At 61.4% G+C, this 23,175-nt stretch carries 23 protein-coding genes; 17 read left to right on the top strand and 6 right to left on the bottom strand.

From position 1 onward, the window contains the following. Nucleotides 1–88 precede the first annotated feature (88 nt). The 6 genes from hemN (at nucleotide 89) to OQE56_RS05095 (ending at nucleotide 6,766) form a co-directional block, all read left to right on the top strand. Nucleotides 89–1,489, top strand: a complete 1,401-nt coding sequence (hemN, locus tag OQE56_RS05070) for an oxygen-independent coproporphyrinogen III oxidase (protein WP_267222207.1) — start codon at nucleotides 89–91, stop codon at nucleotides 1,487–1,489. A gap of 28 nt (nucleotides 1,490–1,517) precedes the next feature. Next, nucleotides 1,518–2,279, top strand: a complete 762-nt coding sequence (locus tag OQE56_RS05075) for a helix-turn-helix domain-containing protein (RefSeq protein WP_267223365.1) — start codon at nucleotides 1,518–1,520, stop codon at nucleotides 2,277–2,279. Between the two features lie 115 nt (nucleotides 2,280–2,394). Next, nucleotides 2,395–3,912, top strand: a complete 1,518-nt coding sequence (gene nirK, locus OQE56_RS05080) for a copper-containing nitrite reductase (protein WP_267222209.1) — start codon at nucleotides 2,395–2,397, stop codon at nucleotides 3,910–3,912. 10 nt (nucleotides 3,913–3,922) lie between these two features. Continuing rightward, complete coding sequence (locus OQE56_RS05085; protein ID WP_267222211.1) at nucleotides 3,923–4,684, top strand: formylglycine-generating enzyme family protein; 762 nt, start codon at nucleotides 3,923–3,925, stop codon at nucleotides 4,682–4,684. Between the two features lie 10 nt (nucleotides 4,685–4,694). Further along, entirely contained in the window at nucleotides 4,695–5,261 is a 567-nt protein-coding gene (locus OQE56_RS05090; RefSeq protein WP_267222213.1) for an SCO family protein, read from the top strand. A gap of 269 nt (nucleotides 5,262–5,530) precedes the next feature. Next, nucleotides 5,531–6,766, top strand: a complete 1,236-nt coding sequence (locus OQE56_RS05095) for an alginate export family protein (RefSeq protein ID WP_267222215.1) — start codon at nucleotides 5,531–5,533, stop codon at nucleotides 6,764–6,766. Between the two features lie 15 nt (nucleotides 6,767–6,781). On the opposite strand, the gene OQE56_RS05100 is transcribed toward OQE56_RS05095, so the two are convergent. Continuing rightward, nucleotides 6,782–6,922, bottom strand: coding sequence for a hypothetical protein (locus tag OQE56_RS05100; RefSeq protein ID WP_267222217.1), 141 nt, complete (start codon nucleotides 6,920–6,922; stop codon nucleotides 6,782–6,784). Nucleotides 6,923–7,048: 126 nt separating this feature from the next. Between OQE56_RS05100 and fabA the strand changes: the two genes are divergently transcribed. Genes fabA through OQE56_RS05115 form a run of 3 tightly spaced genes read left to right on the top strand, consistent with a single transcriptional unit; the run spans nucleotide 7,049 to nucleotide 9,331 of the window. After that, nucleotides 7,049–7,564, top strand: a complete 516-nt coding sequence (fabA, locus tag OQE56_RS05105) for a 3-hydroxyacyl-[acyl-carrier-protein] dehydratase FabA (RefSeq protein WP_267222219.1) — start codon at nucleotides 7,049–7,051, stop codon at nucleotides 7,562–7,564. After that, nucleotides 7,564–8,772 carry a beta-ketoacyl-ACP synthase I gene (gene fabB / locus OQE56_RS05110; protein ID WP_267222221.1) on the top strand — a complete coding sequence of 403 codons (1,209 nt, stop codon included), beginning with the start codon at nucleotides 7,564–7,566 and terminating at the stop codon, nucleotides 8,770–8,772. Before fabA ends, fabB begins: the two co-directional genes overlap by 1 nt. Nucleotides 8,773–8,785: 13 nt before the next feature. Continuing rightward, on the top strand, nucleotides 8,786–9,331 hold the full coding sequence (locus OQE56_RS05115) for a DnrO protein (protein ID WP_267222223.1): 546 nt from the start codon (nucleotides 8,786–8,788) through the stop codon (nucleotides 9,329–9,331). A gap of 39 nt (nucleotides 9,332–9,370) precedes the next feature. Here the strand turns inward: OQE56_RS05115 and OQE56_RS05120 are convergent, their stop codons facing one another. Both OQE56_RS05120 and OQE56_RS20135 read right to left on the bottom strand, forming a co-directional pair. After that, nucleotides 9,371–11,479 (bottom strand): TonB-dependent copper receptor, encoded by a 2,109-nt coding sequence (locus OQE56_RS05120; protein ID WP_267222224.1) that lies wholly within the window; start codon nucleotides 11,477–11,479, stop codon nucleotides 9,371–9,373. A 78-nt stretch (nucleotides 11,480–11,557) separates the two neighbouring features. Next, nucleotides 11,558–11,875, bottom strand: a complete 318-nt coding sequence (locus OQE56_RS20135) for a DUF2946 family protein (protein ID WP_425601595.1) — start codon at nucleotides 11,873–11,875, stop codon at nucleotides 11,558–11,560. 479 nt (nucleotides 11,876–12,354) lie between these two features. On the opposite strand from OQE56_RS20135, the gene tpx reads away from it, so the two are divergent. Then, on the top strand, nucleotides 12,355–12,855 hold the full coding sequence (tpx, locus tag OQE56_RS05125; RefSeq protein WP_267222226.1) for a thiol peroxidase: 501 nt from the start codon (nucleotides 12,355–12,357) through the stop codon (nucleotides 12,853–12,855). Nucleotides 12,856–12,928: 73 nt separating this feature from the next. Here tpx and azu read toward each other — a convergent pair whose 3' ends face one another. Continuing rightward, on the bottom strand, nucleotides 12,929–13,378 hold the full coding sequence (gene azu / locus OQE56_RS05130; RefSeq protein ID WP_267222228.1) for an azurin: 450 nt from the start codon (nucleotides 13,376–13,378) through the stop codon (nucleotides 12,929–12,931). Between the two features lie 185 nt (nucleotides 13,379–13,563). Next, on the bottom strand, nucleotides 13,564–14,577 hold the full coding sequence (gene gap, locus OQE56_RS05135; RefSeq protein ID WP_267222230.1) for a type I glyceraldehyde-3-phosphate dehydrogenase: 1,014 nt from the start codon (nucleotides 14,575–14,577) through the stop codon (nucleotides 13,564–13,566). Between the two features lie 192 nt (nucleotides 14,578–14,769). Between gap and OQE56_RS05140 the strand changes: the two genes are divergently transcribed. The 6 genes from OQE56_RS05140 (at nucleotide 14,770) to OQE56_RS05165 (ending at nucleotide 20,218) form a co-directional block, all read left to right on the top strand. Beyond that, a complete protein-coding gene (locus tag OQE56_RS05140) occupies nucleotides 14,770–15,240 on the top strand; it encodes an OsmC family protein (protein ID WP_267222232.1) in 471 nt (156 codons plus the stop codon). 73 nt (nucleotides 15,241–15,313) lie between these two features. Continuing rightward, on the top strand, nucleotides 15,314–16,123 hold the full coding sequence (locus OQE56_RS05145) for a S1/P1 nuclease (protein WP_267222233.1): 810 nt from the start codon (nucleotides 15,314–15,316) through the stop codon (nucleotides 16,121–16,123). 411 nt (nucleotides 16,124–16,534) lie between these two features. Then, complete coding sequence (gene pyk / locus OQE56_RS05150) at nucleotides 16,535–18,007, top strand: pyruvate kinase (protein WP_267222234.1); 1,473 nt, start codon at nucleotides 16,535–16,537, stop codon at nucleotides 18,005–18,007. Nucleotides 18,008–18,033: 26 nt separating this feature from the next. Next, entirely contained in the window at nucleotides 18,034–18,588 is a 555-nt protein-coding gene (locus OQE56_RS05155; protein WP_267222235.1) for a hypothetical protein, read from the top strand. A 39-nt stretch (nucleotides 18,589–18,627) separates the two neighbouring features. After that, nucleotides 18,628–19,074, top strand: a complete 447-nt coding sequence (locus OQE56_RS05160; protein WP_267222237.1) for an energy transducer TonB — start codon at nucleotides 18,628–18,630, stop codon at nucleotides 19,072–19,074. Nucleotides 19,075–19,210: 136 nt separating this feature from the next. Next, nucleotides 19,211–20,218 (top strand): class I fructose-bisphosphate aldolase, encoded by a 1,008-nt coding sequence (locus tag OQE56_RS05165; protein WP_267222238.1) that lies wholly within the window; start codon nucleotides 19,211–19,213, stop codon nucleotides 20,216–20,218. 75 nt (nucleotides 20,219–20,293) lie between these two features. On the opposite strand, the gene OQE56_RS05170 is transcribed toward OQE56_RS05165, so the two are convergent. Further along, nucleotides 20,294–20,911 carry an outer membrane beta-barrel protein gene (locus OQE56_RS05170; RefSeq protein ID WP_267222239.1) on the bottom strand — a complete coding sequence of 206 codons (618 nt, stop codon included), beginning with the start codon at nucleotides 20,909–20,911 and terminating at the stop codon, nucleotides 20,294–20,296. Nucleotides 20,912–21,166: 255 nt separating this feature from the next. Between OQE56_RS05170 and tkt the strand changes: the two genes are divergently transcribed. After that, nucleotides 21,167–23,170, top strand: coding sequence for a transketolase (gene tkt, locus OQE56_RS05175; protein WP_267222240.1), 2,004 nt, complete (start codon nucleotides 21,167–21,169; stop codon nucleotides 23,168–23,170). Nucleotides 23,171–23,175: the final 5 nt, after the last annotated feature.

The following is a 23,175-nucleotide window of genomic DNA, read 5'->3' on the forward strand; positions in this document are numbered from 1 at the left end:
TAAATACGCCACAGGCCTACACAAATTGTCGCAGCGTCCTGACTGAAGTCAGGGCGCGTTGTGTGCGGTCGCCAGGATACTGGCGCGCATGCGCACGACGACGACCATCCCCGAATTCGACCCCGACCTGATCGCGCGTTATGACGTGGCGGGTCCGCGCTACACGAGCTATCCGACCGCGCCGCAATTCCATGCCGGCTTCAACGAAGCAGCGCTGCGCGCAGTGGCCAAAGCTTCGAATGAAGAGCCCGTGCCGCGACCGTTGTCGCTCTACGTGCATGTGCCTTTCTGCTTCAGTCCCTGCTTCTACTGCGGATGCACGCGTGTCATCACGCGCGAGATGTCCAAGGCCGATCACTATCTGGAGCGGCTCTATCGCGAGATAGCACTCACCGGCCCCTTGTTCGACCGTGACCGGCCGTTGCAACAGCTGCATTTCGGCGGCGGCACGCCGAACTTCCTCGACTTGCCGCGCATGACGGCGCTTATCGAGACCCTGAAGCAACATTTCAGCTATCGAGAGCACGGTGAGCGCGAGTACGGCATCGAAATCGATCCGCGCTTTGCCGACGGCGACTATGTGCGTGGTCTGGCAGCACTTGGCTTCAATCGTATTTCCGTCGGCATCCAGGATTTCGATCCGGCCGTGCAAGTGGCGGTCAACCGCATCCAGAGCGTCGAGCAGACGCGTGACGTACTGGTGGCTGCGCGTGACTCGGGCTACGGCTCGGCCAGCGTCGACCTTATCTATGGCCTGCCCAAGCAAACTATGGATGGTTTTGCGCGCACGCTGGACGAAGTGATTGCGCTGGCGCCGGATCGGGTAGCGGTGTACGGCTACGCTCACTTGCCCAGTCTGTTCAAGGCGCAGCGGCAGATCAATGCTGACGAGCTGCCAGATGCTTCCACGCGGCTGGCATTGTTTGGCCTGGCCTTCAAAAAGCTGTGCGAGGCGGGCTACATCTACGTCGGCATGGATCACTTCGCCCGCGCCGGCGATGAGCTCGTACAGGCGCAACGCGCCGGCACGTTACAGCGCAACTTCCAGGGTTATTCCACCCATGGCGACTGCGACATTATCGGGCTCGGCGTCAGTGCCATCAGCCGCATTGGCGACAGCTACAGCCAGAACGCGCGCGACCTCATCGGATACGAGGCGGCACTGGAAAACGGGCGCATTCCGGTGGCACGCGGAATCGAGCTGGATGAGGACGATGTGATCCGCCGCGCCTTGATCGGGGAGCTCATGTGTCACGGCGAACTCGATATGGTTCGCTTTGGCGAGCGTCACCGACTGATGTTTGCCGACGCTTTTGCCGATGAACTTGAACGGCTGAAGGCGCTGGCAGCCGATGGCCTGATCGTCATGGATGCGACAAAGATTTTCGTCACGGCTCGCGGTCGACTACTGCTACGCAACATTGCCATGTGCTTCGACGCCTATCTCAACACCCCCGCAGAGTCGCCTCGCTACTCGCGCACGATCTGACCCACGTGATCCAGGCAGCGCCATGAAAATGCTTTCCGGTAAATTGACAGAGTGCCGGCTGAGTTTGCATAACCCCATTGCCGATGACGGCGATGAACTTCACTTCTGCAGTACCTGCGCGTTCTCCGATGCCTGCCTGTCGGTCGGCTATGGAAAGCACGACCTTTCAGCGCTCCATTGTCTGGTGGAGCATGTAGGGCCCTTTCGAACAGGTGCGCATGTGTTTCGCGCCGGTGATCCGTTTCGCGCTATTTACGCCGTGCGCGCCGGCACCGTAAAGACCTGTGTGGTCGACAAGGACGGCAAGGAACAGGTGCTTGGCTTTTACCTGCCCGGTGAGGTCATTGGCCTCAATGCTATTTATCCGGATCAGTTTCCCTGCGATGCCATTGCGCTTGAAGCAACGCAATTCTGCCGTTTCTCCTTCCCGGCGATGACGGCGCTTGCGACACGCATGCCTGCGTTGCAGCAACATCTGTTTCGTCTGCTGAGCAAAGAGCTCGGCGCGGCCACCCATCTGGCGGCCGATCACACTGCAGACGAGCGCATGGCTGCGTTCCTGCTTGACCTGGGTGATCGCTACGAAGCGCGTGGCTTTTCCGGCACGCAATTCCGGTTGAGCATGGCCCGCGGTGACATTGCCAACTACCTGCGTCTTGCTGCCGAAACGGTGAGCCGTGTGCTTGGCCGATTCCGCAATCAGGGGTTGATCGAGATTGAAGGTCGTGCGGTGACGCTGCGCGATCGCGAACGTCTGCGCAGCGTTGCGCAGGGTGAATGCGTGGGCTGAGCAGGCGTTGTGGCAGGTTGACGCATTTTGATAAATGCATCGCCTGTGCTGACTTCGGTCAAGAAGAGAAAAACAGCGCTGCCTAGTCTGACTACGGGATCACAGGGAGACGCCCATGTCACGTTTATTGTCCACCGTCCTCATGGCAGCCAGCATGTTGCCCGGGGCTGTTCTGGCTGCCAAGGCCAGCAATCCTTCGCCAGTCGTTGTGACTGCCGCAGCTGCCATGGCGCCCGTTCAGGCGCCTGTCGACTTCGGGCCGCCGCAAGGCGCACCTATTCACGCCGTGCTTGGCATACCGCCGAACGTACCGCCGCCGATCCATCGCAATTACCCCGCCAAGGTCATCGTTGATCTGGAAGTGATTGAAAAGGAAATGTCGATTTCCGAAGGTGTCACGTACACCTACTGGACCTTCGGCGGCACCGTGCCCGGCAGCTTCATCCGCGTGCGTCAGGGCGACACGGTGGAGTTCCACCTGAAGAATGCGCCTGACAACAAGATGCCCCACAACATCGATCTGCACGGTGTGACAGGCCCCGGCGGTGGTGCGGCCTCCAGCTTTACGGCGCCGGGCCATGAGTCGCAGTTCAGCTTCAAGGCGCTCAACGCCGGTTTGTACGTCTACCACTGCGCGACTGCACCCGTGGGTATGCATGTCGCCAACGGTATGTACGGCCTGATTCTGGTCGAGCCACCCGAAGGTCTGCCGAAGGTCGATCACGAGTACTACGTGATGCAAGGTGATTTCTACACCACCGGCAAATACCGCGAGAAGGGTCATCAGTCGTTCGATATGGACGCGGGCATCGCCGAACGTCCAACTTATGTCGTGTTTAATGGACGCGAAGGCTCACTCACCGGCGATCACGCGCTGACGGCCAAGGTGGGCGACACTGTGCGCTTGTTCGTGGGTAATGGTGGTCCGAACCTGGTGTCGAGCTTCCACGTCATCGGCGAGATCTTTGACAAGGTCTACTACGAGGGCGGCACGCACGCGCAGGAGAACGTGCAGACCACGTTGATCCCCGCTGGCGGCGCGATGATGGCGGACTTCCGCGTCGACGTACCAGGCAGCTATGTGCTGGTGGATCACTCGATCTTCCGTGCGTTCAACAAAGGTGCGCTGGGCATCCTCAAGGTGGACGGCCCGGAGAACAAGGCCATTTACTCGGGTAAGGAAGTCGATTCCGTCTATCTGGGCGATCGCGCCAACCCGAATATGCACGCGGTTACCGAAGCAGCCAAGGCCAATGCCGCCGGCACGCTGAGCAAGGAAGATCAGATCAAGGCTGGCCAACAGCTGTTCACTGGTACGTGTTCGGTCTGTCATCAGGCGAACGGTGAAGGTATGTCCGGGGTATTTCCGCCGCTGGCCAAGTCCGATTACCTGGCCAAGCAAACCAGAGAGCACCTGATTTCCATTCCCCTGCATGGCTTGAATGGAAGCGTCACCGTCAACGGTAAGGACTACAACTCGGTGATGCCGCCCATGTCGCAGCTGACGGACGACGAAGTGGCGAACATCCTCACCTACGTGCTCAACAGCTGGGGTAACCCGGGCGGTCAGGTGAGCAAGGAAGAAGTCAGCAAGGTGCGTGCGCAGCCCGCTGCACCGGCCGCCGGTCACTAAGGTGGCAGCCATGAGCAGACTGTCGATACTGTTGCTCGGCATGCTGCTCGCAGGTCCGGCAGTGGCGGCGGATTACGCCCCACTGCCGGGCGATACGTTCAAGAGTGTGCTGCCTGCCGATGGCAAGGCAGCACCTGCGCAGATCGCGGCGTTTCAGATGCGCACGGAACCTGTCACCAACGCTGAGTATCTGGCATTCGTGAACAGCCATCCCCAATGGCGTCGCGATCGGGTGCCGGCCATTTTTGCGGATAAGCGTTACCTTAGCCATTGGTCGGGTGCTGTGACCTTGGGTGAGGAGGCGCTGCCTGACCAACCTGTCACCCGAGTCAGCTGGTTTGCGGCGCAGGCTTACTGCGAAAGCGAACAAGCTCGTCTACCGACGTGGTATGAGTGGGAGTATGCCGCTGCCGCGGATGGTCATCGCACCGATGCGCGTAGTGATCCGCAATGGCGCGAAAGCGTACTGGCCTGGTACGGCCGACCATCCAATACGCCGCTACCACGCATCGGCGGGGCGCCGGATGTTCATGGCATACGTGACCTCAACGGTCTGGTATGGGAATGGGTGAGCGACTTCAACGCGCTGTTGGTCGGCGTGGATAGCCGCGATCAGGATGGGGCCGACAAGACGAAGTTCTGCGGCGCCGGCGCGCTCAATATGCAACAGAAAGAAAATTACGCGACGTTGATGCGCGTCGCCATGTTGTCGTCGCTCAATGCATCGGATACGGCGACGACGATGGGCTTTCGCTGCGTGCGGTCGCCATGAGGACGATTCCATGAAACATCTGATGATGCTGGTGTCCCTTCTTTTGTTTGTCGGGCAGGTCTTCGCCACCACGCCATTGCCGGGTGACTCGGTCTATCAGTTCAACGCCAAGCTTACGGATCAGAGCGGCCGGACTTCGCCGTGGTCGTCCAGACAGGGGCGAGTTCAGCTGGTAACGATGTTCTATACGTCCTGCACCATGGTGTGCCCGATGATCGTGGACACCATGAAACTGACGCAAAAGGCAATCGACGAGCCGGCTCGCAGCCGCCTTGATCTGCTTTTGATCAGCTTCGATCCTGAGCGTGACGGTGTTTCCGCGCTGCACGAGTATGCAGACAAGCGAAAGTTGGCATCACCCCAATGGACCCTGGCACGTACTGAGCCCAGCGAAGCACGGCAGGTCGCGGCCCTTTTGGGTCTGCAATACCGGAAGCTTCCGGATGGTGATTTCAACCATTCCAGCGAACTGATTCTGCTTGATGCTCAAGGTCGCATTCTCGCGCGAACGGCCATCATCGGGCGTGTCGATCCGGAGTTTGTCCAGGCAGTGCGCAAGGCGCTAGGTGCGGGCTGAGGGGTGCTGTCGTCAGTCGCATCGCGCCTTGAGGGACGTCGACTTTGCAGTGAATCATCAGGAAGCGAGGGAAGGGATTCCCATCTGGTTCCGACTATTTGGGTTGATTAGAAGGCCGCCCGCTGGGGCGGCTTCTTTTTTTTTGCGCGTGGCGAGTTGTCACAGTTGGCCTCGACATGGCGAAGATTTGATCGCGATCAGTCTGTGAAGGGACATGCCTACCGAGACTTGATCCAACCCGGAAGAAATCACTGGACAGGAGTCGTTTCATGAAGCACCTAGGTTGTGGTCATCGCCTCAAAGGCATCAGCTTGTTTGTCGCCATGGCATTGCCAGCGATGGCATCGGCGCAGTCCAGTACGGATACCACCGCTCCGCTACAACTGGAGTGGAACGCTCGTTTGCGCCACGAGCAAGTCGATAATGACGCTTACACTCGCCATGCGTATGCCGACACGCTACGGCTGCGGCTGGGTTTGCGGGCCAATATCGGTTACGGCTGGAGTTATTTCATTGAAGGGGCGGGCACGGCGGCCGCCAATGATCACTACAACAGCGGCGCGAACGGGCAGGTCAAATATCCCTCCATTACCGACCCGACAGGTGCCGAGCTCAATCAGGCGTGGATCGGCTATCAGGGCGATGCGTTGGGTTTGAAAGTAGGCCGCCAGGAAGTGGCCCTGGACAATCAGCGCTGGGTTGGTACGGTCTCCTGGCGTCAGTTCGAGCAGACCTTCGACGCTGTGGCGCTGCAATGGAAGCCAGCCGCCAACTGGACGTTACGCTATGACTGGCTCGATCGGGTCAATCGTATCGCTGGCCCCGATGCGATCAATCCGCTGGCACGCAAGCGTGATCTCAACACCCATTTGTTCAATGCGGCCTGGACTCACGGGACGCAGCAGGTGACGGGTTACGCCTATCTGCACAAGGACAAAGACGTTGCGGCCTCATCCTCCGAGAGCTACGGCGTGCGTTGGACAGGCAAGCCCGCCGGGGGCAGCGGTTTCGGCTGGAGTCTTGAAGGCGCACGGCAGTACGACTATGCCAATAATCCCCTGCACTTTGCGCACAGCTATTGGTTGGTAGAGCCGTCGTGGACCCAATGGGGCATCACCGGCAAACTGGGTTGGGAACACCTTGGTGGCGATGGCAAGACGGCCCTGCAGACGCCACTGGCGACGTTGCATGCGTTCAACGGATGGGATGACCAGTTCTTGGTGACACCGCCGACGGGTCTCCAGGATTACTACGTGACACTCAACGGTAATTTCGGCAGTGAGGGTATCGCCCGCAAGCTTGCCTGGATCGTCAGCTACCACGATTACCGCGCCGATAAGGGAGGCGCGCGCTACGGCAGCGAGTGGAACGCCTCTCTGGCGTATCCCATCATCCCTGGTCTGAACGCACTGCTGAAAGCGGCTGACTATCGGGCAGATACCTACAGCCGCAACGATACTAAGCTGTGGTTGCAGCTCGAATGGGTCGGGAAACAAGCGCTTTGATGTCGATGTGTGACATCAGTCGTCGAAAACGACGTGCTTCGGTGCGTTGACGTGAGTCAACGCACCGGCATCGTGCTTGCGATGGTGGTGCGCCATGAAGACACCGATATCGTCCTGCCAGTGTGCCTGTGCTGCCGAGGCGGCTACCAAACCCACCCAGCCACATCCAGGCCTTTGACTGTTTGCCGCATCGGTACCAAAAGCGCACTTCGTTGATCCTCATCAGGGTTGCGAAGAAAAAGCTCACTCAGACTCGGAGCTTCTTCCTTCAAAAAAGCTGTTATGACCCGGCCTACTTCGTTCGATCGTGAGCAATTGCTCGCCTGTGCCCGTGGCGAGATGTTCGGCCCGGGCAACGCCCGCTTGCCGTCACCGCCTATGTTGATGTTTGACCGCATTACCCATGTGGGTGAACACGACGGCACCTTCGGCAAAGGTTCGCTCCGCGCCGAGCTGGATATCAGCCCTAACCTGTGGTTCTTCGATTGCCATTTCGACGGTGATCCGGTGATGCCCGGTTGCCTTGGCCTGGATGCCTTGTGGCAGCTGAGCGGCTTCTTTCTCCCGTGGCTCGGGTTGCCTGGCCGAGGCCGCGCGTTGGGAGTAGGGCAGGTCAAGTTTTCCGGCCAGATTCTGCCCAGCGCCCAGCTGGTGAGCTACGAAGTGGATATTCGCCGGGTGATGCGCGGCCGCATGGCGCTGGTGGTTGCGGACGGACGGGTTTACGTCGATGGCCGCGAGATTTACGTAGCCACCGACATGCGCGTGGGCCTGTTCCAGTCGACGGAGGGCTTCTGATGCGCCGCGTGGTGGTGACGGGCATGGGCATCGTGTCGTGCCTTGGGCACGCGCTTGATTCGGTCAGTCAGGCGCTGTGTGATCTGCGTAGTGGCATCAGCGCGATCCCCGACTATGCCGCACGCGGTTTGCGGAGCCAGGTGGCCGGCTTGCCGCATATCGACCTTGAAGCGCTGGTCGATCGGAAGCTCAAACGCTTTATGGGCGACGCGGCTGCCTATGCCTATCTCTCCATGCAATCGGCGATTGCAGACGCGGGGTTGGCATTGGAGCAGATCCGTCATCCGCGTACCGGAGTTATCGCGGGTTCGGGTGGTGGATCGGCGCAATGGCAGCTCGAGACGGCGGACCTTCTGAAGGAGAAAGGCGTGCGCCGCATTGGGCCGTGCATGGTGCCGCGGACCATGTGCTCCACGGTGTCGGCGTCGCTCGCTACGGCATTCGGTATCCTTGGCTTGAGCTATTCCATCGCCGCCGCATGCGCGACATCCGCGCATTGCATTGGTGCGGCAGCTGATCTCATCCGTCACGGCGCGCAAGACGTGGTGTTCGCTGGCGGCGGCGAAGAATTGCATTGGGGGATGACCGCTCAATTTGATGCCATGGGGGCGTTGTCCACCGGCTATAACAGCACGCCCGGTGTAGCCTCCCGGCCGTACGATGCCGGGCGCGATGGTTTTGTGATCGGCGGTGGCGGCGGCATGCTGGTGTTGGAGGATTACGAACACGCCAAGTCGCGCGGTGCGCGCATCCATGCAGAACTCGTGGGCTATGGCGTGACCTCTGACGGTGCGGACATGGTGGCTCCTTCCGGCGAGGGTGCCGTGCGCTGCATGCGTATGGCATTGGCTCATGTGTGCAGCCCGATCGATTATCTCAACACGCATGGTACGGCGACGCCGCTCGGCGACATCGTTGAATTGACGGCGGTCCGTGAAGCATTTGGCAATGAGGTGCCACCGCTTTCTTCTACCAAGGCATTGACGGGGCATTCGCTGGGAGCGGCGAGCGTGCATGAGGCGATCTACAGTCTCCTGATGCTGAGGGACGGCTTTATGGCCGGGTCCGCTCATATCGATCAGCTTGATCCCAAGGCAGAAGGCTTCCCCATCCTGCGCGAGACCCGCGAGGCAGCGCTCCGCACGGTGATGTCCAACAGCTTTGGTTTCGGCGGCACCAACGCTAGTCTTGTGTTTGCCCGTGTGTAAATGAGGGCGTTGCGTGCGCGGCGCCGAACCATCCATTGATCACTTCGGTTTTGGGAGTCCATCCATGAAAACCTTGCGGACCGCCGTCATGTTGTTGGGTGCGCTGACCCTGTCAGGCCCGCTGTTGGCCTCGCCGCTACACGATCACGCGGCGCACGCCTCTCTTGATGGCACGCAAGTGCAGGTGCCGTCGGTGCGTTGGAAGGTCGATGCGCCGCTTCAGGATGGCATGGGGCGCATTCACCAGGCTTTGGAAGAATTGCGCCATTACGAGATGGGGCATATGAGTGAGGCCATGGCGCAGGACCGTGCTGGCCTGATTCTGGAAGCGGGGGCGTACATCTTTGCCCACTGCAAACTGGAGCCCCAGCAGGACGCTGTACTCCATGACATGTTGGTGCCTTTACTCGCCGCCGCACAGAAGCTGAAGGAGCATCCGCAGGATATGAGCGAGGTCGCCGCCATGCGGAAGGCCGTGGTGAATTATCCGCGCTACTTCGATGATCCTGGATGGGATGCGAATGCTGCATCGTCACACGCGGCCCACGATGAACACTGAATAGGGAGGCGCCCAAGGGCGCCTCCATCGTGTCGGGCTTTAGTACTTGACGTCGAGCTTCAGCCAGATGGTCCTGCCCGGTTCGTTGACCCGCAGGGTGTTGACGTAACCCACCAGACCCACGTTCGCTGCGTTGACATGTTCGGCGTACGTCTTGTTGAAGAGGTTGTCGATACCGGCACTCAACGTGGCCTGACGGTTGATCCGATAACCGCCATTGAGTGAGAACACGCCGAACCCTGCGCTAGGCCCCAGGTCCTGCCCAACGATATTGCCCTCACCTACGGCAACGCGATGCTGGGCGGCAACGATGCGCCAAAGACCGCCCACCGACCACACGCCGGTGTCATAAGTGAGGCCAAAGCGTGCCTCTAGTGGTGGCATCTGTGGCAATGGCTGATGATCGGTGCGGTTCTCGCCCCATGCCCAGGCCAGCGTAGTGTCAGCTTTCCAGCGGTCGTTGAAGGCGTATGCCAGACCGGCTTCGGCACCTGCGGTACGGGCGTTGATGTTGCGCGCCTGGCCTGCGTTCATGCCGCTGGGATAGTCGATGAGGATGAAGTCGTGAACCTCGCCGACATAACCTGAGACCCAGGCCTTCAGGTTGGTATCGCGATACTGCAGGCCGACATCGAGCTGGGTGGTTTTTTCCGGCTGTAGCTTGAGAAAGCTGTTGAGGCTCTTGTCTACGTGCCGGCCGAACAATTCCCAATAGTCGGGGAAACGTTCCACGTGACCGATGCCGGCATAGACCGTAGTGGGTGATGCGGCCAGGTCATGCTCATAGCGGATAAACCCCGACGGCATGGTGTCGTTGCGGCTGGCATCGACAAGGCTGACCGGCATGTGCATGCCGCCACCCATCGACATGCCACCCATGCCGGTCGAGCTGGTCGTCGTCGTCAGGTCGTAGCCGCGTGCCTGCGCATGATCGACGCGAGCGCCGCCGATCAGCCGGTTGCGTTCGGCCAGTTGCCAGGTGAGTTCGCCGAATGCTCCGAGCGATCCCATTCGGGCGTCGCGGTGGCGCGGTTGGTCGCGATAGTAGGGCAGCATGCCGCCGGCAGGCCCGCCCATGCGGCCCGTGTGCACATTGCTGGAGCCGTCGATGCCCGCCTGCAGCTTCCAGGTTTCGCTCCAGTCGAAGCTGGCTACTACGCGTCCGCCCACCGTGCGCCGGTCGACGTCGCTGGCCATTGGCATTGGCATCATGCTGGCGGGATCGGGTTGGCGCAGCGTGTAGTTGTCCATCACATGATCGGCATAGTTGTAATAGAGCTGCGCCTCGATGCGATTGAATACCGCATCGGGGCGATCATGCTCGAACTTGAGGCCGACACTCTCGCGCAGGAATTGCGCGCCATCCATGCTGCTGAACGCGTAGGCGGCCTGGCCGTTGCCTTTGCCGGCAGATAGTTCCACTCGGGTGTTGTCGTCGGGTGTCCAGCCGAGTGCGGCGTCGACGTTCCAGCGATCCCAGCGTGAGTGCACGCGGTTCCCATCACCGTCTTCATAATCTTGCGAGTGCGTGTGATTGGCGCTGACATCCATGTAGACGTCCGGGGTCCCGGCGCGTGCATCGATCATCTGGTCGTTGCGACCGAATGAGCCACCCAGGAGGCTGCCCTCGAATGATGCGGTGGTGGTCGTGTAACGCTTGAAGTCGCGCTCGAACAACACGGTGCCGGCGGAATTGCCTGGCCCGTACAGCACTGTCTGAGGCCCTTTGATCACGGTGACACGATCGTAGAGCTGGGGCGAGATGTAGGCCGTGGGTGGGTCCATGCGCCCCGGACAGCCGCCGCCGATCTGCCCACCGTCGATCAGGATATTGATGCGGGAACCGACCATGCCGCGCAGCACCGGATCACCGTTGCTGCCGCCCTTGCGAATGGTGGAGAAGCCCGGGATCGTCTTGAGCAAGTCGGCGCCATCGCTTGCCGGTACGGGCTGTCGTGGGGCCTTGGGGTCAGTGATGACGGTAAGTGGGCTTTCCTGCATCGGTGCAGTGACGACGATGGTGGGAAAGGTTTGCACGTTGTTGTCGGCCAGTACGGAAGGCACGACGGCATACAGGGCGGCAGAGATCAGGTAAGGGAGTGGTCGCGCAGCAAAACACGCGCGTCCCTGCGTGGAACGAACAGACATGATGGTTTCCGTTATCACAGGCCATGGGGCGCCCACGCGGCGGTTTGCCGCGATAGGCGAAAGGCAAAAAAGTGAGATTCAGCGCTGTGAAGTAACGGGTGGGCCGCGCGGTGCGGCGGCCAGTACGAAAGGCTCCGTGCCGGAATGCACGTGGAGCAGGTGAGGGCAGTCTGCCGACGGGGAGCACATCGGCAACGACAAGCCAGAGCCCGGCATGACGGGGCTGTGGCTGAGCAAACCGCAATAGCCACATTTTTCCATCGATCCCGAATGCGGGGACGACGGCAGGGAATGATCGCGATGCGGACCACAACCCATCACCATCGATGACTCGGCATCCATGGTGATGGTCTGGGATATCACTGGCGCCACGATGGTGAGCCAGAGGGCCATCATGGCCACCCAAGCTATCCAGCGAGGGGTCCGAAGGCGTGTCACTTGGTTTCCTGTAGGGCTTTACGCCCTTCTTGTAGCGTCTTCATCATCCCATGTGACGCCAAGTGCCAGTGTGCGGCACGCCGTCGCGGCGTAATGAGCGATAAAGGATGGTCAATCGCACAGGCGTGATTGGCATGTCTTTATGCAAACCATCGATAGAACCAACCGAGGGGATGGTGGGCATCAGGCGATGCCGATGCTGGCGAGTTACACCGTCAGTGCTGCCACATGGCAGCAGCATCGCTGGCGCAAGTCAAAACGAGGTGTGGGTGACGCTGACGAAGTGTTACTCACCGTTTGGCCGTCCGAGCCAAAGTGGACGCCTGGGTTGCGGATCACGTGCTTTCCATACAGGCATGACGTGAAGGCTCCGGGAAAGGGCGACTTTCCGTGGTGGGGCATGTTCTACTTATATGCCCCATCCAACGAGGTGTCCCATGTCCCAAGTTACGCTGAAAGGCAATCCGGTCCAGGTCGATGGCCATTTCCCCGCCAAGGGCGAGGCGGCACCCGCATTCTCGCTGGTCGGCAAGGACCTGGCCGACGTGACGCTCGCCAACTTCGACGGCAAGCGCAAGGTGCTGAATATTTTCCCCAGCATCGATACGCCCACCTGTGCTACCTCGGTGCGCCGCTTCAACGAGAAGGCGAGCCAGCTCGATGACGCGGTGGTGCTGTGCATTTCCGCCGACCTGCCGTTTGCGCAGGCGCGTTTCTGTGGCGCCGAAGGCTTGAACAACGTCGTTACGCTCTCCACGCTGCGTGGCCATGATTTCCTGAAGAACTACGGCGTGGCGATTGCATCCGGCCCGCTCTCAGGTCTGGCGGCACGTGCCGTGGTGGTGCTGGATGGCCAGAACAAGGTCGTGCACAGCGAGATGGTGAGCGAGATTGCCCACGAGCCGAACTACGACGCGGCGCTGGCCGCACTGAGTTGATCCCGACGCACATGCATGAAAAAGGCCGGGGGTTCCCGGCCTTTTTTTGTGCGGTTGCTTAAATAAGGTGCGTTTACGGTGCCAGCGTGAGCGTGCCCTTCATCAGCGTGGCGTGACCCGGGAACGTGCAGAAGTAGGTATAGGTTTCGCCAGCCTTGAGCTTGGACACCGGGAAGGTGACGCTGTCGGATTCGCCGCCACCGATCAGCTTGGTGTGGGCCATCACACGCGTGTCGCCGGCTTTGACGTAGTTCTGGTCGGCGCCGGCCTTCATACCATCGGCGATGATGCCGGGCTCGTCGGCTTCCGTGCCAAGCACCCAGTTGTGTCCCATGGAGGCCTTGGCCAGCTTGCCGGTGTGCTTCAGCGTCACGGTGAACTGCTTGCAAGTCTTGGCAACCGTGATGCTCTTCTGGTTGTACTGCATGGCATCGTTGCCCTCGATGGTGGCGGAGCAATCGGCGGCCCACAGGGGCGAAGAGGACAGGCCGAGCAGGGTGAGGGCAAGGACTTGGCGGATCATCGGGTAACTCCGGGGATGTGTGTAGGGACAGCCGAACAATTGCGCCAGCTCATGCCTATAGCGCTGACCTGGATCAGTTGAACGAGACAAACTCGATCTGTGCGACCACTTGCCGCGTACATACCCCGAGAAAACAAAAGCCGGGCATAGCCCGGCTTTTGTACTTACAGCTTCGAGAGAGTGGTTTACTTGGCGGCCATCAGCGCGACAGTCATGTCGAGCATGCGGTTGGAGAAGCCCCACTCGTTGTCGTACCACGACAGTACTTTCACCAGCGTGCCTTCCATGACGCGCGTCTGCGTGGCGTCATAGGTGGACGAGGCCGGGTTGTGGTTGAAGTCGATCGACACCAGCGGCTGGGTGTTGACGGCCAGGATGCCCTTCAGCGGGCCATTGGCGGCGTCGCTGATGACCTGATCGATCTCTTCCTTGGTGGTCGGGCGCGCAGCGTCGAACACCAGGTCCACCACCGACACGTTGATGGTCGGCACGCGCATGGCGAAGCCGTCCAGCTTGCCGTTGAGTTCCGGCAGCACCAGGCCCACCGCGGCGGCGGCGCCGGTCTTGGTCGGGATCTGGCTCATCGTGGCCGAACGGGCGCGGCGCAGGTCAGAGTGGTAGACGTCCGTCAGCACCTGGTCGTTGGTGTAGGCGTGGATGGTCGTCATCAGGCCGCGCTGGATGCCGATCTTCTCGTGCAGCACCTTGGCCAGCGGAGCGAGACAGTTGGTGGTGCAGGAGGCGTTGGAGATCACTTCCAGCTTGGAGGTGAGCTTGTCGTCATTGACGCCCATGACGAAGGTGCCGTCCACGTCCTTGTCGCCAGGAGCGGAGATGATCACCTTCTTGGCGCCGGCGGCGATGTGCGCGCTGGCCTTGGCCTTGGAGGTGAACAGGCCGGTGCACTCGAGCACGACGTCGACGCCCAGGGCGCCCCACGGCAGCTTCGACGGATCACGCTCGGCGCAGACCTTGATGCGGTCGCCGTTGACGATCAGGTCGCCGCCGTCCACGGACACGGTGCCCGGGAACTTGCCGTGCGCGGTGTCGTACTGAGTCAGGTGCGCATTGGTCTCGGCATTGCCGAGGTCATTGATCGCAACGATCTGGATTTCGTTGGTGCGACCGGCTTCGTACAGCGCGCGCAGAATGTTGCGGCCAATGCGACCGTAACCGTTGATGGCGACCTTAATGGCCATGGGACAGCGTCCTCCGGAGTGAGGTGACGAAAATGGCGGCTGTGGGACCGCCGTAAAACCGTCATTTTAGCCTGAACCGGGGTGTGGGCTCATCCGTAGGGCCCATTTGCCGCGCCGGGGCTGTTCAGGGAAGCCCTAACGCGTTTGAATCACGGCTTTCCGGCCAAGCCTGGGCCGATCAAGGAGAACCACATGAGTGACGCTGAGCAGACCGTCGAAATCACCCTGGAACAGATCGCCGACTACGAGTTCAAGGTTCGCTTCGATGACACCGCTATCCCCGACCTGATCACCGACGAGACATCGCCGCTGGGCCACGACGGCGGCCCCAACCCGTCGCGTCTGCTGGCGGCCGCAGTCGCCAACTGCCTGAGCGCCAGCCTGCTGTTCGCCCTGCGCAAGTACAAGAACGCCCCGGGCACCATCGGCGCGAAGGCAAAGGCCACCCTGGCGCGGAACGAACACGGCCGCTGGCGCATCACCCATATCAGCGTGGATCTGCAGCTGGCAGACAAGGCGGAGCTGCTCGATCACCTCGATCGCGTACTCGCCCAGTTCGAAGACTTCTGCATCGTGACCCAGAGCGTGCGCCAGGGCATTAGCGTGGACGTGAGCGTGCGCGATGGAGACGGCAACACGCTGCCAGTACCGAACGCGGGATAAGGCGAAACTTGCGCCGGACTGTCACGCGGCTGTGGCAGACTCCCAGGTTCCCCTTTCAAACGCCGATGCCCTTATGCCGTCACTGCGCCGCTCGATGACCGTGGCCCTTCTTGGCCTTGCCCTTACGCCTGCCGTGCAGGCCTGGGGGGCATTGGGGCATAGCATCGTGGCCGATCTGGCACAGCGGCACCTCAGCCCGACGGCAGAGGCCGAAGTGGAGCGGCTGCTTGCGCCGGAACACACCAAGTCGCTGGCCGATATTGCCAGCTGGGCAGACGAGATCCGCAACGATCCCGCGCAGAACGCGCTGTGGAAGCAAACGCGCGCCTTGCACTATGTCGACTTCACCGCCGGCGACTGCAGCTACACGCCGCCGCGCGACTGCAAAGACGGGCAATGCGTGGTCGCCGGTATCGATCACTACGTGCAGGTGCTTGGCGACAAGACCCAGCCGGATGCCAAGCGGCTTGAGGCGCTGAAGTTCGTGGTGCATTTCATCGGCGATGAGCATCAGCCGCTGCACGGCGGTTCCCGCGACGACAAGGGAGGCAACGCCTACCAGGTGCAGTTCAACGACAAGGGCACCAACCTGCACAGCGTGTGGGACTCGGGCATGCTCAAAACGCACGGCCTGGAATGGAAGCCCTATGCAGACGAACTGGAGGCCCGTGGTCCGGTGACGCTGCCCGCGCCCATCCCGCCGTTCGATAACGCTTACGCGCAGTGGGCCGAAGAGTCGTGCGTCGTCTCGCGCGACATCTACCCGAATGGCCACAATATCGATCAGGCCTACGTCGACAAGGAGTTGCCGGTGGCCGAACTGCGGCTGCGGGAGGCTGGCCGGCGGCTTGCCGAGGTACTCAATCTGGCGCTGTCGCGCTGAGTTGGTGGGCTATCCCGGATGGCCCGCAGCCGCCCTGGCGATACCTGATTGCTTGAGCGGAAGTGTCACGCTTCTGCGTACTTATTGAACAGTTTTGCTGCACCGCGGTGGCGGTAACTGCCCCCGCGAGGCGCGCTTAGGCGGACTTCGCCAGACCGTCGCGCGATGACCGGCGTCTGGTTTTCGAGTGGATTCGCAGTGGGTGCCCGATGACACCAGTGTTTGGGCGTTTCGACGTCCGCAGAGCAGACCAGTGCGTGTCGCTCGCTCCACCTTCGTTGTACTTTGGTGATACCAGTGGTCGGTGGTGGTTCGCATGCCACAAGCAGTCCACTTGGATGACAAAAACCACGCGTCAAATGTCGTCAAAAACCCTCTGGCGCACGCCGTTGGTTTTGCTAGTCTCGATGTATGACTACTGAAAATCCGCTGCGCCGCACAAAGATTGTTGCCACCCTCGGTCCTGCTACCGACGCGCCTGGCATGCTCGAAAAAATCATCGCCGAAGGCGTGGATGTGGTTCGCCTGAACCTCTCGCACGGTCAGCCGGACGATCACCGTGCGCGTGCCACGGCGGTGCGCGATGTCGCCGCCAAGTTGGGGCGCGAAGTGGGCGTGTTGGCGGATCTGCAGGGTCCCAAGATCCGCGTCGAGCGGTTTGCAAATGGTCCGGTCGAGCTTCGTGTGGGCGATAGCTTCGTACTGGACTGCAGCCCGAATGCGCCGCTGGGCGATGCGACGCGTGTAGGCGTGAGCTACTACGACTTGCCCAGGGACGTATCGGCTGGCGACGTGCTGTTGCTGGACGATGGCCTGGTGGCGCTCACGGTGGAGTCGGTGGTCGGCGCGGAGATTCGGTGCCGTGTGCTGATTGGTGGACGGCTTTCCGATCGCAAGGGGCTCAACAGGCAGGGTGGCGGTCTTTCCGTCGATGCGTTGTCGGAAAAGGACAAGGCGGATATCAAGCTCGCCGCCGAGATCGGCTGCGACTTCCTCGCGGTGTCCTTTGTGCGCTCGGCTGCCGACATGAATCTGGCGCGCCGTCTGCTGGAAGAGGCGGGCGGCAAGGCATCGCTGGTCGCCAAGATCGAGCGCGCCGATGCGATTCCGGTGCTGGGCGAAATCATCGACGCGTCTGACGTGGTGATGGTGGCGCGCGGCGACCTGGGTGTGGAAATTGGCGACGCCGAGCTGCCGGGCCTGCAGAAAAAAATCATCCGCGAGTCGGTGCAGCGCAATCGCGCCGTGATCACCGCCACGCAGATGCTGCAGTCGATGGTGCGCTCGCCGATTCCGACGCGTGCCGAAGTGATGGACGTGGCCAACGCCGTCATCGATGGTACCGACGCGGTGATGCTGTCCGAAGAGTCGGCGGCCGGTGCTCATCCGGACAAGGCGGTGGCGGCGCTGCGCCGCATCTGTCTCGGCGCCGAGCGTCAGTTCGAGCCGAAGGAAGACCTTGCCACGGCAGGTCATCGCCTGGACCGCACCGATCAGGCCATCGCCCTGGCCGCGATGTTGCTGGCCAGCCAGCTTGGCGTGCGCGCCATTGTGGCGTTGACCGAATCGGGCGCCACTGCGCAATGGCTGTCGCGTTATCGCAGTGCCGTGCCGATTTATGCACTGTCGCCGTTCGATGATGCGCGACGCCGCATGTCGATACTCCGCGACGTACAGGCGGTGAAGTTCACGCACGTGTCGCAAACCCCGGCGGGATCAGCGCGCGACGCCGTGCATCAGTTGTTCGTGCAGGGCAAGCTGGCCGAGGGCGATCGTGTCGTGCTGACCCACGGCGATCACATTGGCCGGGGTGGCGGCACGAACACCCTCAAGCTGCTTTCGGTCGGCGCCGAGGGCGTGGTGGAGTGCCTGCGCGATCTGTAAGCTGATTCGCTCCAAGGGAGGGGCGAATGAAGACAAGCTTGCACACGGTGCTTTGTATTGCGATCAGGTTGGGCGCCGTACTCATGGCGGTCGGTCTGATTGAACAATGGCCACGCTTGTTGCTGACCCAAGCAGATGGGCGTGTTTCCGTTGCCGCAATTGCCTTTGATCTTCTGGGTCTTCTGTTGGCGTTTGTTTTATGGATACGGCCAGGGTTGCTGGCTTGGTGGGCGGCAGGCAATGCGCATCGCGAAACGCTTGATGTCCAGATCAGCGCTATGCAGTTGCAATACATCGCCCTATCCGTGGCCGGCGTCTACAAGCTTATTTCTGGTCTTTCTGGCGTTCTGGCGCATGGCTTGAATCTCCTTGAATATCAACATGCGCTGGATGCTAGCGGGGTGCCGGTGTCGCTCCCACCCTACGAGAAGACGCTGTTTGTCGAGTACATCGTGGCGACCATCGCGGGGCTGGCCCTGACGCTCGGTGCACGTGGTCTGACCGGTTACCTTCAACGCATCCGTGGCGGCAACTCCCCTATGGTGGCCAGCGAACAGGTTGACGACGTCAGCAACGGCTAAACTGGCGATACGCCGCTTACCGCGGTTTGGGAGATGGTCATGGATACGAAGCTTCTACCGATCTTTTCGGCCGCCGCGCTGGCGGTAGGCATCCTGGGTTCTCCGGCGATGGCTCAGTCGCAGGCGCGCCTGGTGGGGCCGGATCACATCCAGTCGTACTGGATCATGCTCAACACGAAGGTCGATGCGGACATTCCCAACAGCGGCCGCAACATGGACAAGCCGGGCTGTGTGGCGGTGACCTTTATGATCGGCACGGACGGCGTGCCGCAGAACGTCACGGTGCGCAAGGTGGTGCCGGTGAGTGATCTGGACTCGGTGGCCAAGAGCGTGGTCACCAACCTCCGTTACGGCCCTGCGCTGAAGAACAACACGCATGAGCCGGTCAATACCTATTACATCGTGCCGTTCAACCTGCCGGCCGATCAGGCCCAGCGGCAGGCCATCATCGACGCCTGCAAGCTGCCGGGCTACGACCAGGCCTGAGGCCTCCGCCGGCCGTTCAGGGGCGCTCCGGGCCCCGGGCGGCCAGATGCCATATACTTGCGGCCTTTGAGCCTCGCCGCCCCTACGGGGCGGCATCACCTTGTGCGGCCCACACCGCCTAAGTACCGGAGTTGTCATGAGCATCGAAGATCTCGAAAGCGTCGCCCTGGCTATGGTTGCGCCCGGCAAGGGCATCATCGCCATCGACGAATCGACCAACACCATCAAGAAGCGTTTCGAGGCCGTTGGCATCGAGAACACGGAAGAGAACCGCCGTGCCTACCGTGAGCTGCTGCTCACCGCGCCGGGCCTCAACGAGCACATCTCCGGTGCGATCTTGTACGACGAAACCATTCGTCAGTCGACGAAGGACGGCGTGCCGTTCACCCAGATCATGAAGAAGAACGGCATCATCCCGGGCATCAAGGTCGACAAGGGCCCGGTGCCGCTGGCCGGCTTCCCGGGCGACGTGGTGACCGAAGGTCTCGACGGCCTGCGTGAGCGCCTCGCCGAATACGTGAAGCTGGGTGCCCAGTTCGCCAAGTGGCGCGCCGTGATCAACATCAGCGAAGACAACCCGTCGTCGACCGCCATCGAAGCCAACTGCCACGCGCTGGCCCGCTACGCCGCCCTGTGCCAGGAAGCTGGCCTGGTGCCGATGGTCGAGCCGGAAGTGATCATGGACGGCGACCACAGCATCGAAGTCAGCTACGAAGTGCACGAAGCCGTGCTGCGCAGCCTGTTCAATGCGCTGTACGAGCAGAACGTGATGCTGGAAGGCACCATCCTGAAGGTCAGCATGGTCATTCCGGGCAAGGAAGCGGACGAGCAGGCCGAGGTCGATGAAGTCGCCGACGCCACCGTGCGCGTGCTCAAGACCACCGTGCCGGCGACCCTGCCGGGCATCGTGTTCCTCTCGGGCGGCCAGACCGACGAGCAGTCCACCGCTCACCTCAACGCCATGAACCGCATGGGCCCGCACCCGTGGCCGCTGAGCTTCTCGTACGGCCGCGCCATGCAGCAGGCCGCGCTGAAGCTGTGGTCCAAGGACATGAAGGCCAACTACGTGGATGCCCAGAAGACCGTTCTGGCCCGCGCCAAGGACAACGGCCTGGCTGCGCTGGGTCAGTGGAGCGCCAAGTAAGCGATCGCTTTTCATCACTGCAAAAGAAAACGGGCGCCTTTCGGCGCCCGTTTTTGTTTTAACTCACCTGAAGAATCAGAAGCGGTATTCCGCGCTGACGCTGTACAGGTTGGTCGGCAGGTGGATGTTCTTGTCGCTCTGGCTACCGTCGTAGTAGTCCCAGTTCAGACCCACGCTGATGTTCTTGTTGATGTTGTAGCCCGCGCCAACGCCAGCGTAGTAGCGAGTGCTGTTGAACTTGACCGACTGCGGGTTGTACTTGTCGTCGGTGAGGCCTTCACCCTTGGCGAAGAAGGCACCGCCGCGCACTTCGCCGTACCAGCTCGGGCTGAAGTTGTAGCGCAGGTTCAGACCGGCGGTTGCGCCCTGCAGCTTGGACTGGCCATTGCTGCCGTTGTAGTTGGCGTAGTTCTGGGTGTACGGGCTACGCGCATCGGCACGGCCCAGGTAGACATAGCCAACTTCCGCGCCGATGGTGGCGTCGGGATTGATGGCGAAACGGTAGCCACCCTTGATGCCGCCGGCGAAATCGCCATTGTCATAAGGGCCCTTCTGCACATGTCCGTAACCGGCGTTGGCGCCGACGTACCAGCCCGGCTGGGCATTTCCGGTGGTGGCGTCCTGGGCAAACGCGGCAGGGACGACCGCCAGACCGGCGGTAGCAAGGGCAAGGGCAAGAATGGTGTTCTTCATGGGGTACTCCTCTTTGTCTTATTTGGGCCAGGACACGCGGCCGGGGGTTCGGTCATTGCGTGGACTGGGCACCTCATGCCGACGGTGCTGGTGCTTAGATGGGGCGAGGGCCTCAGAGTTTCAATACCGGTTAGTGCACTATTAAGGCTGAGTTAATTCGGCGCATGGGTCAGCTGCGGGTCAGTGGCGACAGCAGGACGCGGGATCGGCGACAATAGGCGCTTTTATTGCCGCCTTTTCCCGGAGACCTCTTAGATGACAACCCGCCGCGAACTCGCCAATGCCGTGCGCGCCCTCGCCATGGACGCCGTGGAGCAGGCCAAATCCGGCCACCCGGGCATGCCCATGGGCATGGCGGATATCGCCGAGGTGCTGTGGAACGACTTCCTCAAGCACAACCCGACCAATCCTAAGTGGTTCAACCGCGATCGCTTTGTGCTCTCCAATGGTCATGGTTCGATGCTGCAGTACGCACTGCTGCACCTGACGGGTTACGACCTGCCCATGGATCAGCTGAAGAAGTTCCGCCAGCTGCATTCCAGGACGGCCGGCCATCCGGAAGCCAGCGAAACCCCAGGCGTGGAGACCACCACCGGTCCGCTGGGCCAGGGTCTGGCGAACGCGGTGGGTTTTGCGCTTGCCGAGAAGGTGCTGGCGGATCACTTCAACCGTCCGGGCCACGAAATCGTCAATCACCACACCTATGTGTTCCTTGGCGACGGCTGCCTGATGGAAGGCATTTCCCACGAAGTCGCTTCGCTGGCCGGTACCTGGAAGCTTGGCAAGCTGGTGGCGATCTATGACGACAACGGCATCTCGATTGACGGCGAAGTGCACGGCTGGTTCACCGACAACACGCCGGAGCGTTTCGAAGCCTATGGCTGGAACGTGATTCGTGGCGTGGACGGCCACGACGCCGACGCCATCAAGAAGGCCATCACGGCCGCCACCAGCCAGAACGAAAAGCCCACGCTGATCTGCGCGCGCACCATCATCGGTTTCGGCGCACCGCACAAGCAGGGCAAGGAAGAGAGCCACGGCGCGGCGCTGGGCAAGGATGAAGTTGCCGCCACGCGCGATGCGCTGGACTGGCGCTATGCGCCGTTCGAGATTCCGGCGGACATCTACGCCGGTTGGGATCACAAGAAGGCCGGCGCCGAACGTGAGCAGACATGGCATGACGCAGTCGCCAAGTACTCGGCTGCGTTCCCCGAGATGGCGGCTGAATTCAATCGTCGCGTGTCTGGCGAACTGCCCTCCGACTGGGCCGCGAAGTCGCAGGCATACGTCGAGAAGATGCAGGCCGACGGTCCGGACGTCGCTTCGCGCAAGGCCTCGCAGATGGCCATTGAAGCCTTTGCGCCGATGCTGCCGGAACTGATCGGCGGTTCCGCCGACCTGGCCGGTTCCAACCTCACCAAGTGGAAGGGCAGCGTCGATGCCGGCAACGGTCATCAGGCGAACGGCAACTATGTCTACTACGGCGTGCGCGAGTTCGGCATGAGTGCGATCGCCAACGGCCTCGCGCTGCATGGCGGCTTCATTCCATACGACGCCACCTTCCTGGTGTTCTCCGACTACGCGCGCAACGCGGTGCGCATGAGTGCGCTGATTCCTGCGCATGCGATCCACGTGTACACGCACGACTCCATCGGCCTTGGCGAAGACGGCCCGACCCATCAGCCGGTCGAGCATCTGGCCTCGCTGCGCTACATCCCGAACAACCAGGTGTGGCGTCCGTGCGATGCGACGGAGTCGGCAATGTCGTGGAAGCTCGCCATCGAGCGCAAGGGCAACCCGTCGTGTCTGGTGTTCTCGCGCCAGAACCTCAAGCCCCAGCAGCGTACGGCGCAGCAGGTGGCTGACATTGCTCGCGGTGCTTATGTGCTGTCTGATCCGCAGGACACCAAGTTCAAGGCCATTCTGATCGCCACCGGTTCCGAAGTGGAACTGGCGATGGAAGCAGCCCGCACGCTGGCGCAGCAGAACGTGCCCGTGCGCGTGGTATCGATGCCGTGCACGGAAGTGTTCGATGCGCAGCCGCTGGAGTATCGTGAAGCGATCCTGCCGGGTTGGTGTCGTGCGCGCGTGGCGGTGGAAGCCGCGACTTCCGACTTCTGGCGCAAGTACGTGGGCCTGGATGGTGACGTGGTCGGCATGACGACCTTCGGTGCCTCGGCGCCGGCGCCGCAGTTGTTCGAGCACTTCGGTTTCACCGTGGCCCATGTGGTCGATGCGGTGAAGCGCGTGATCGACTAAGCCGT

The sequence above is a fragment of the Dyella silvae genome (assembly GCF_026421305.1).
Lineage (GTDB): Bacteria > Pseudomonadota > Gammaproteobacteria > Xanthomonadales > Rhodanobacteraceae > Dyella > Dyella silvae.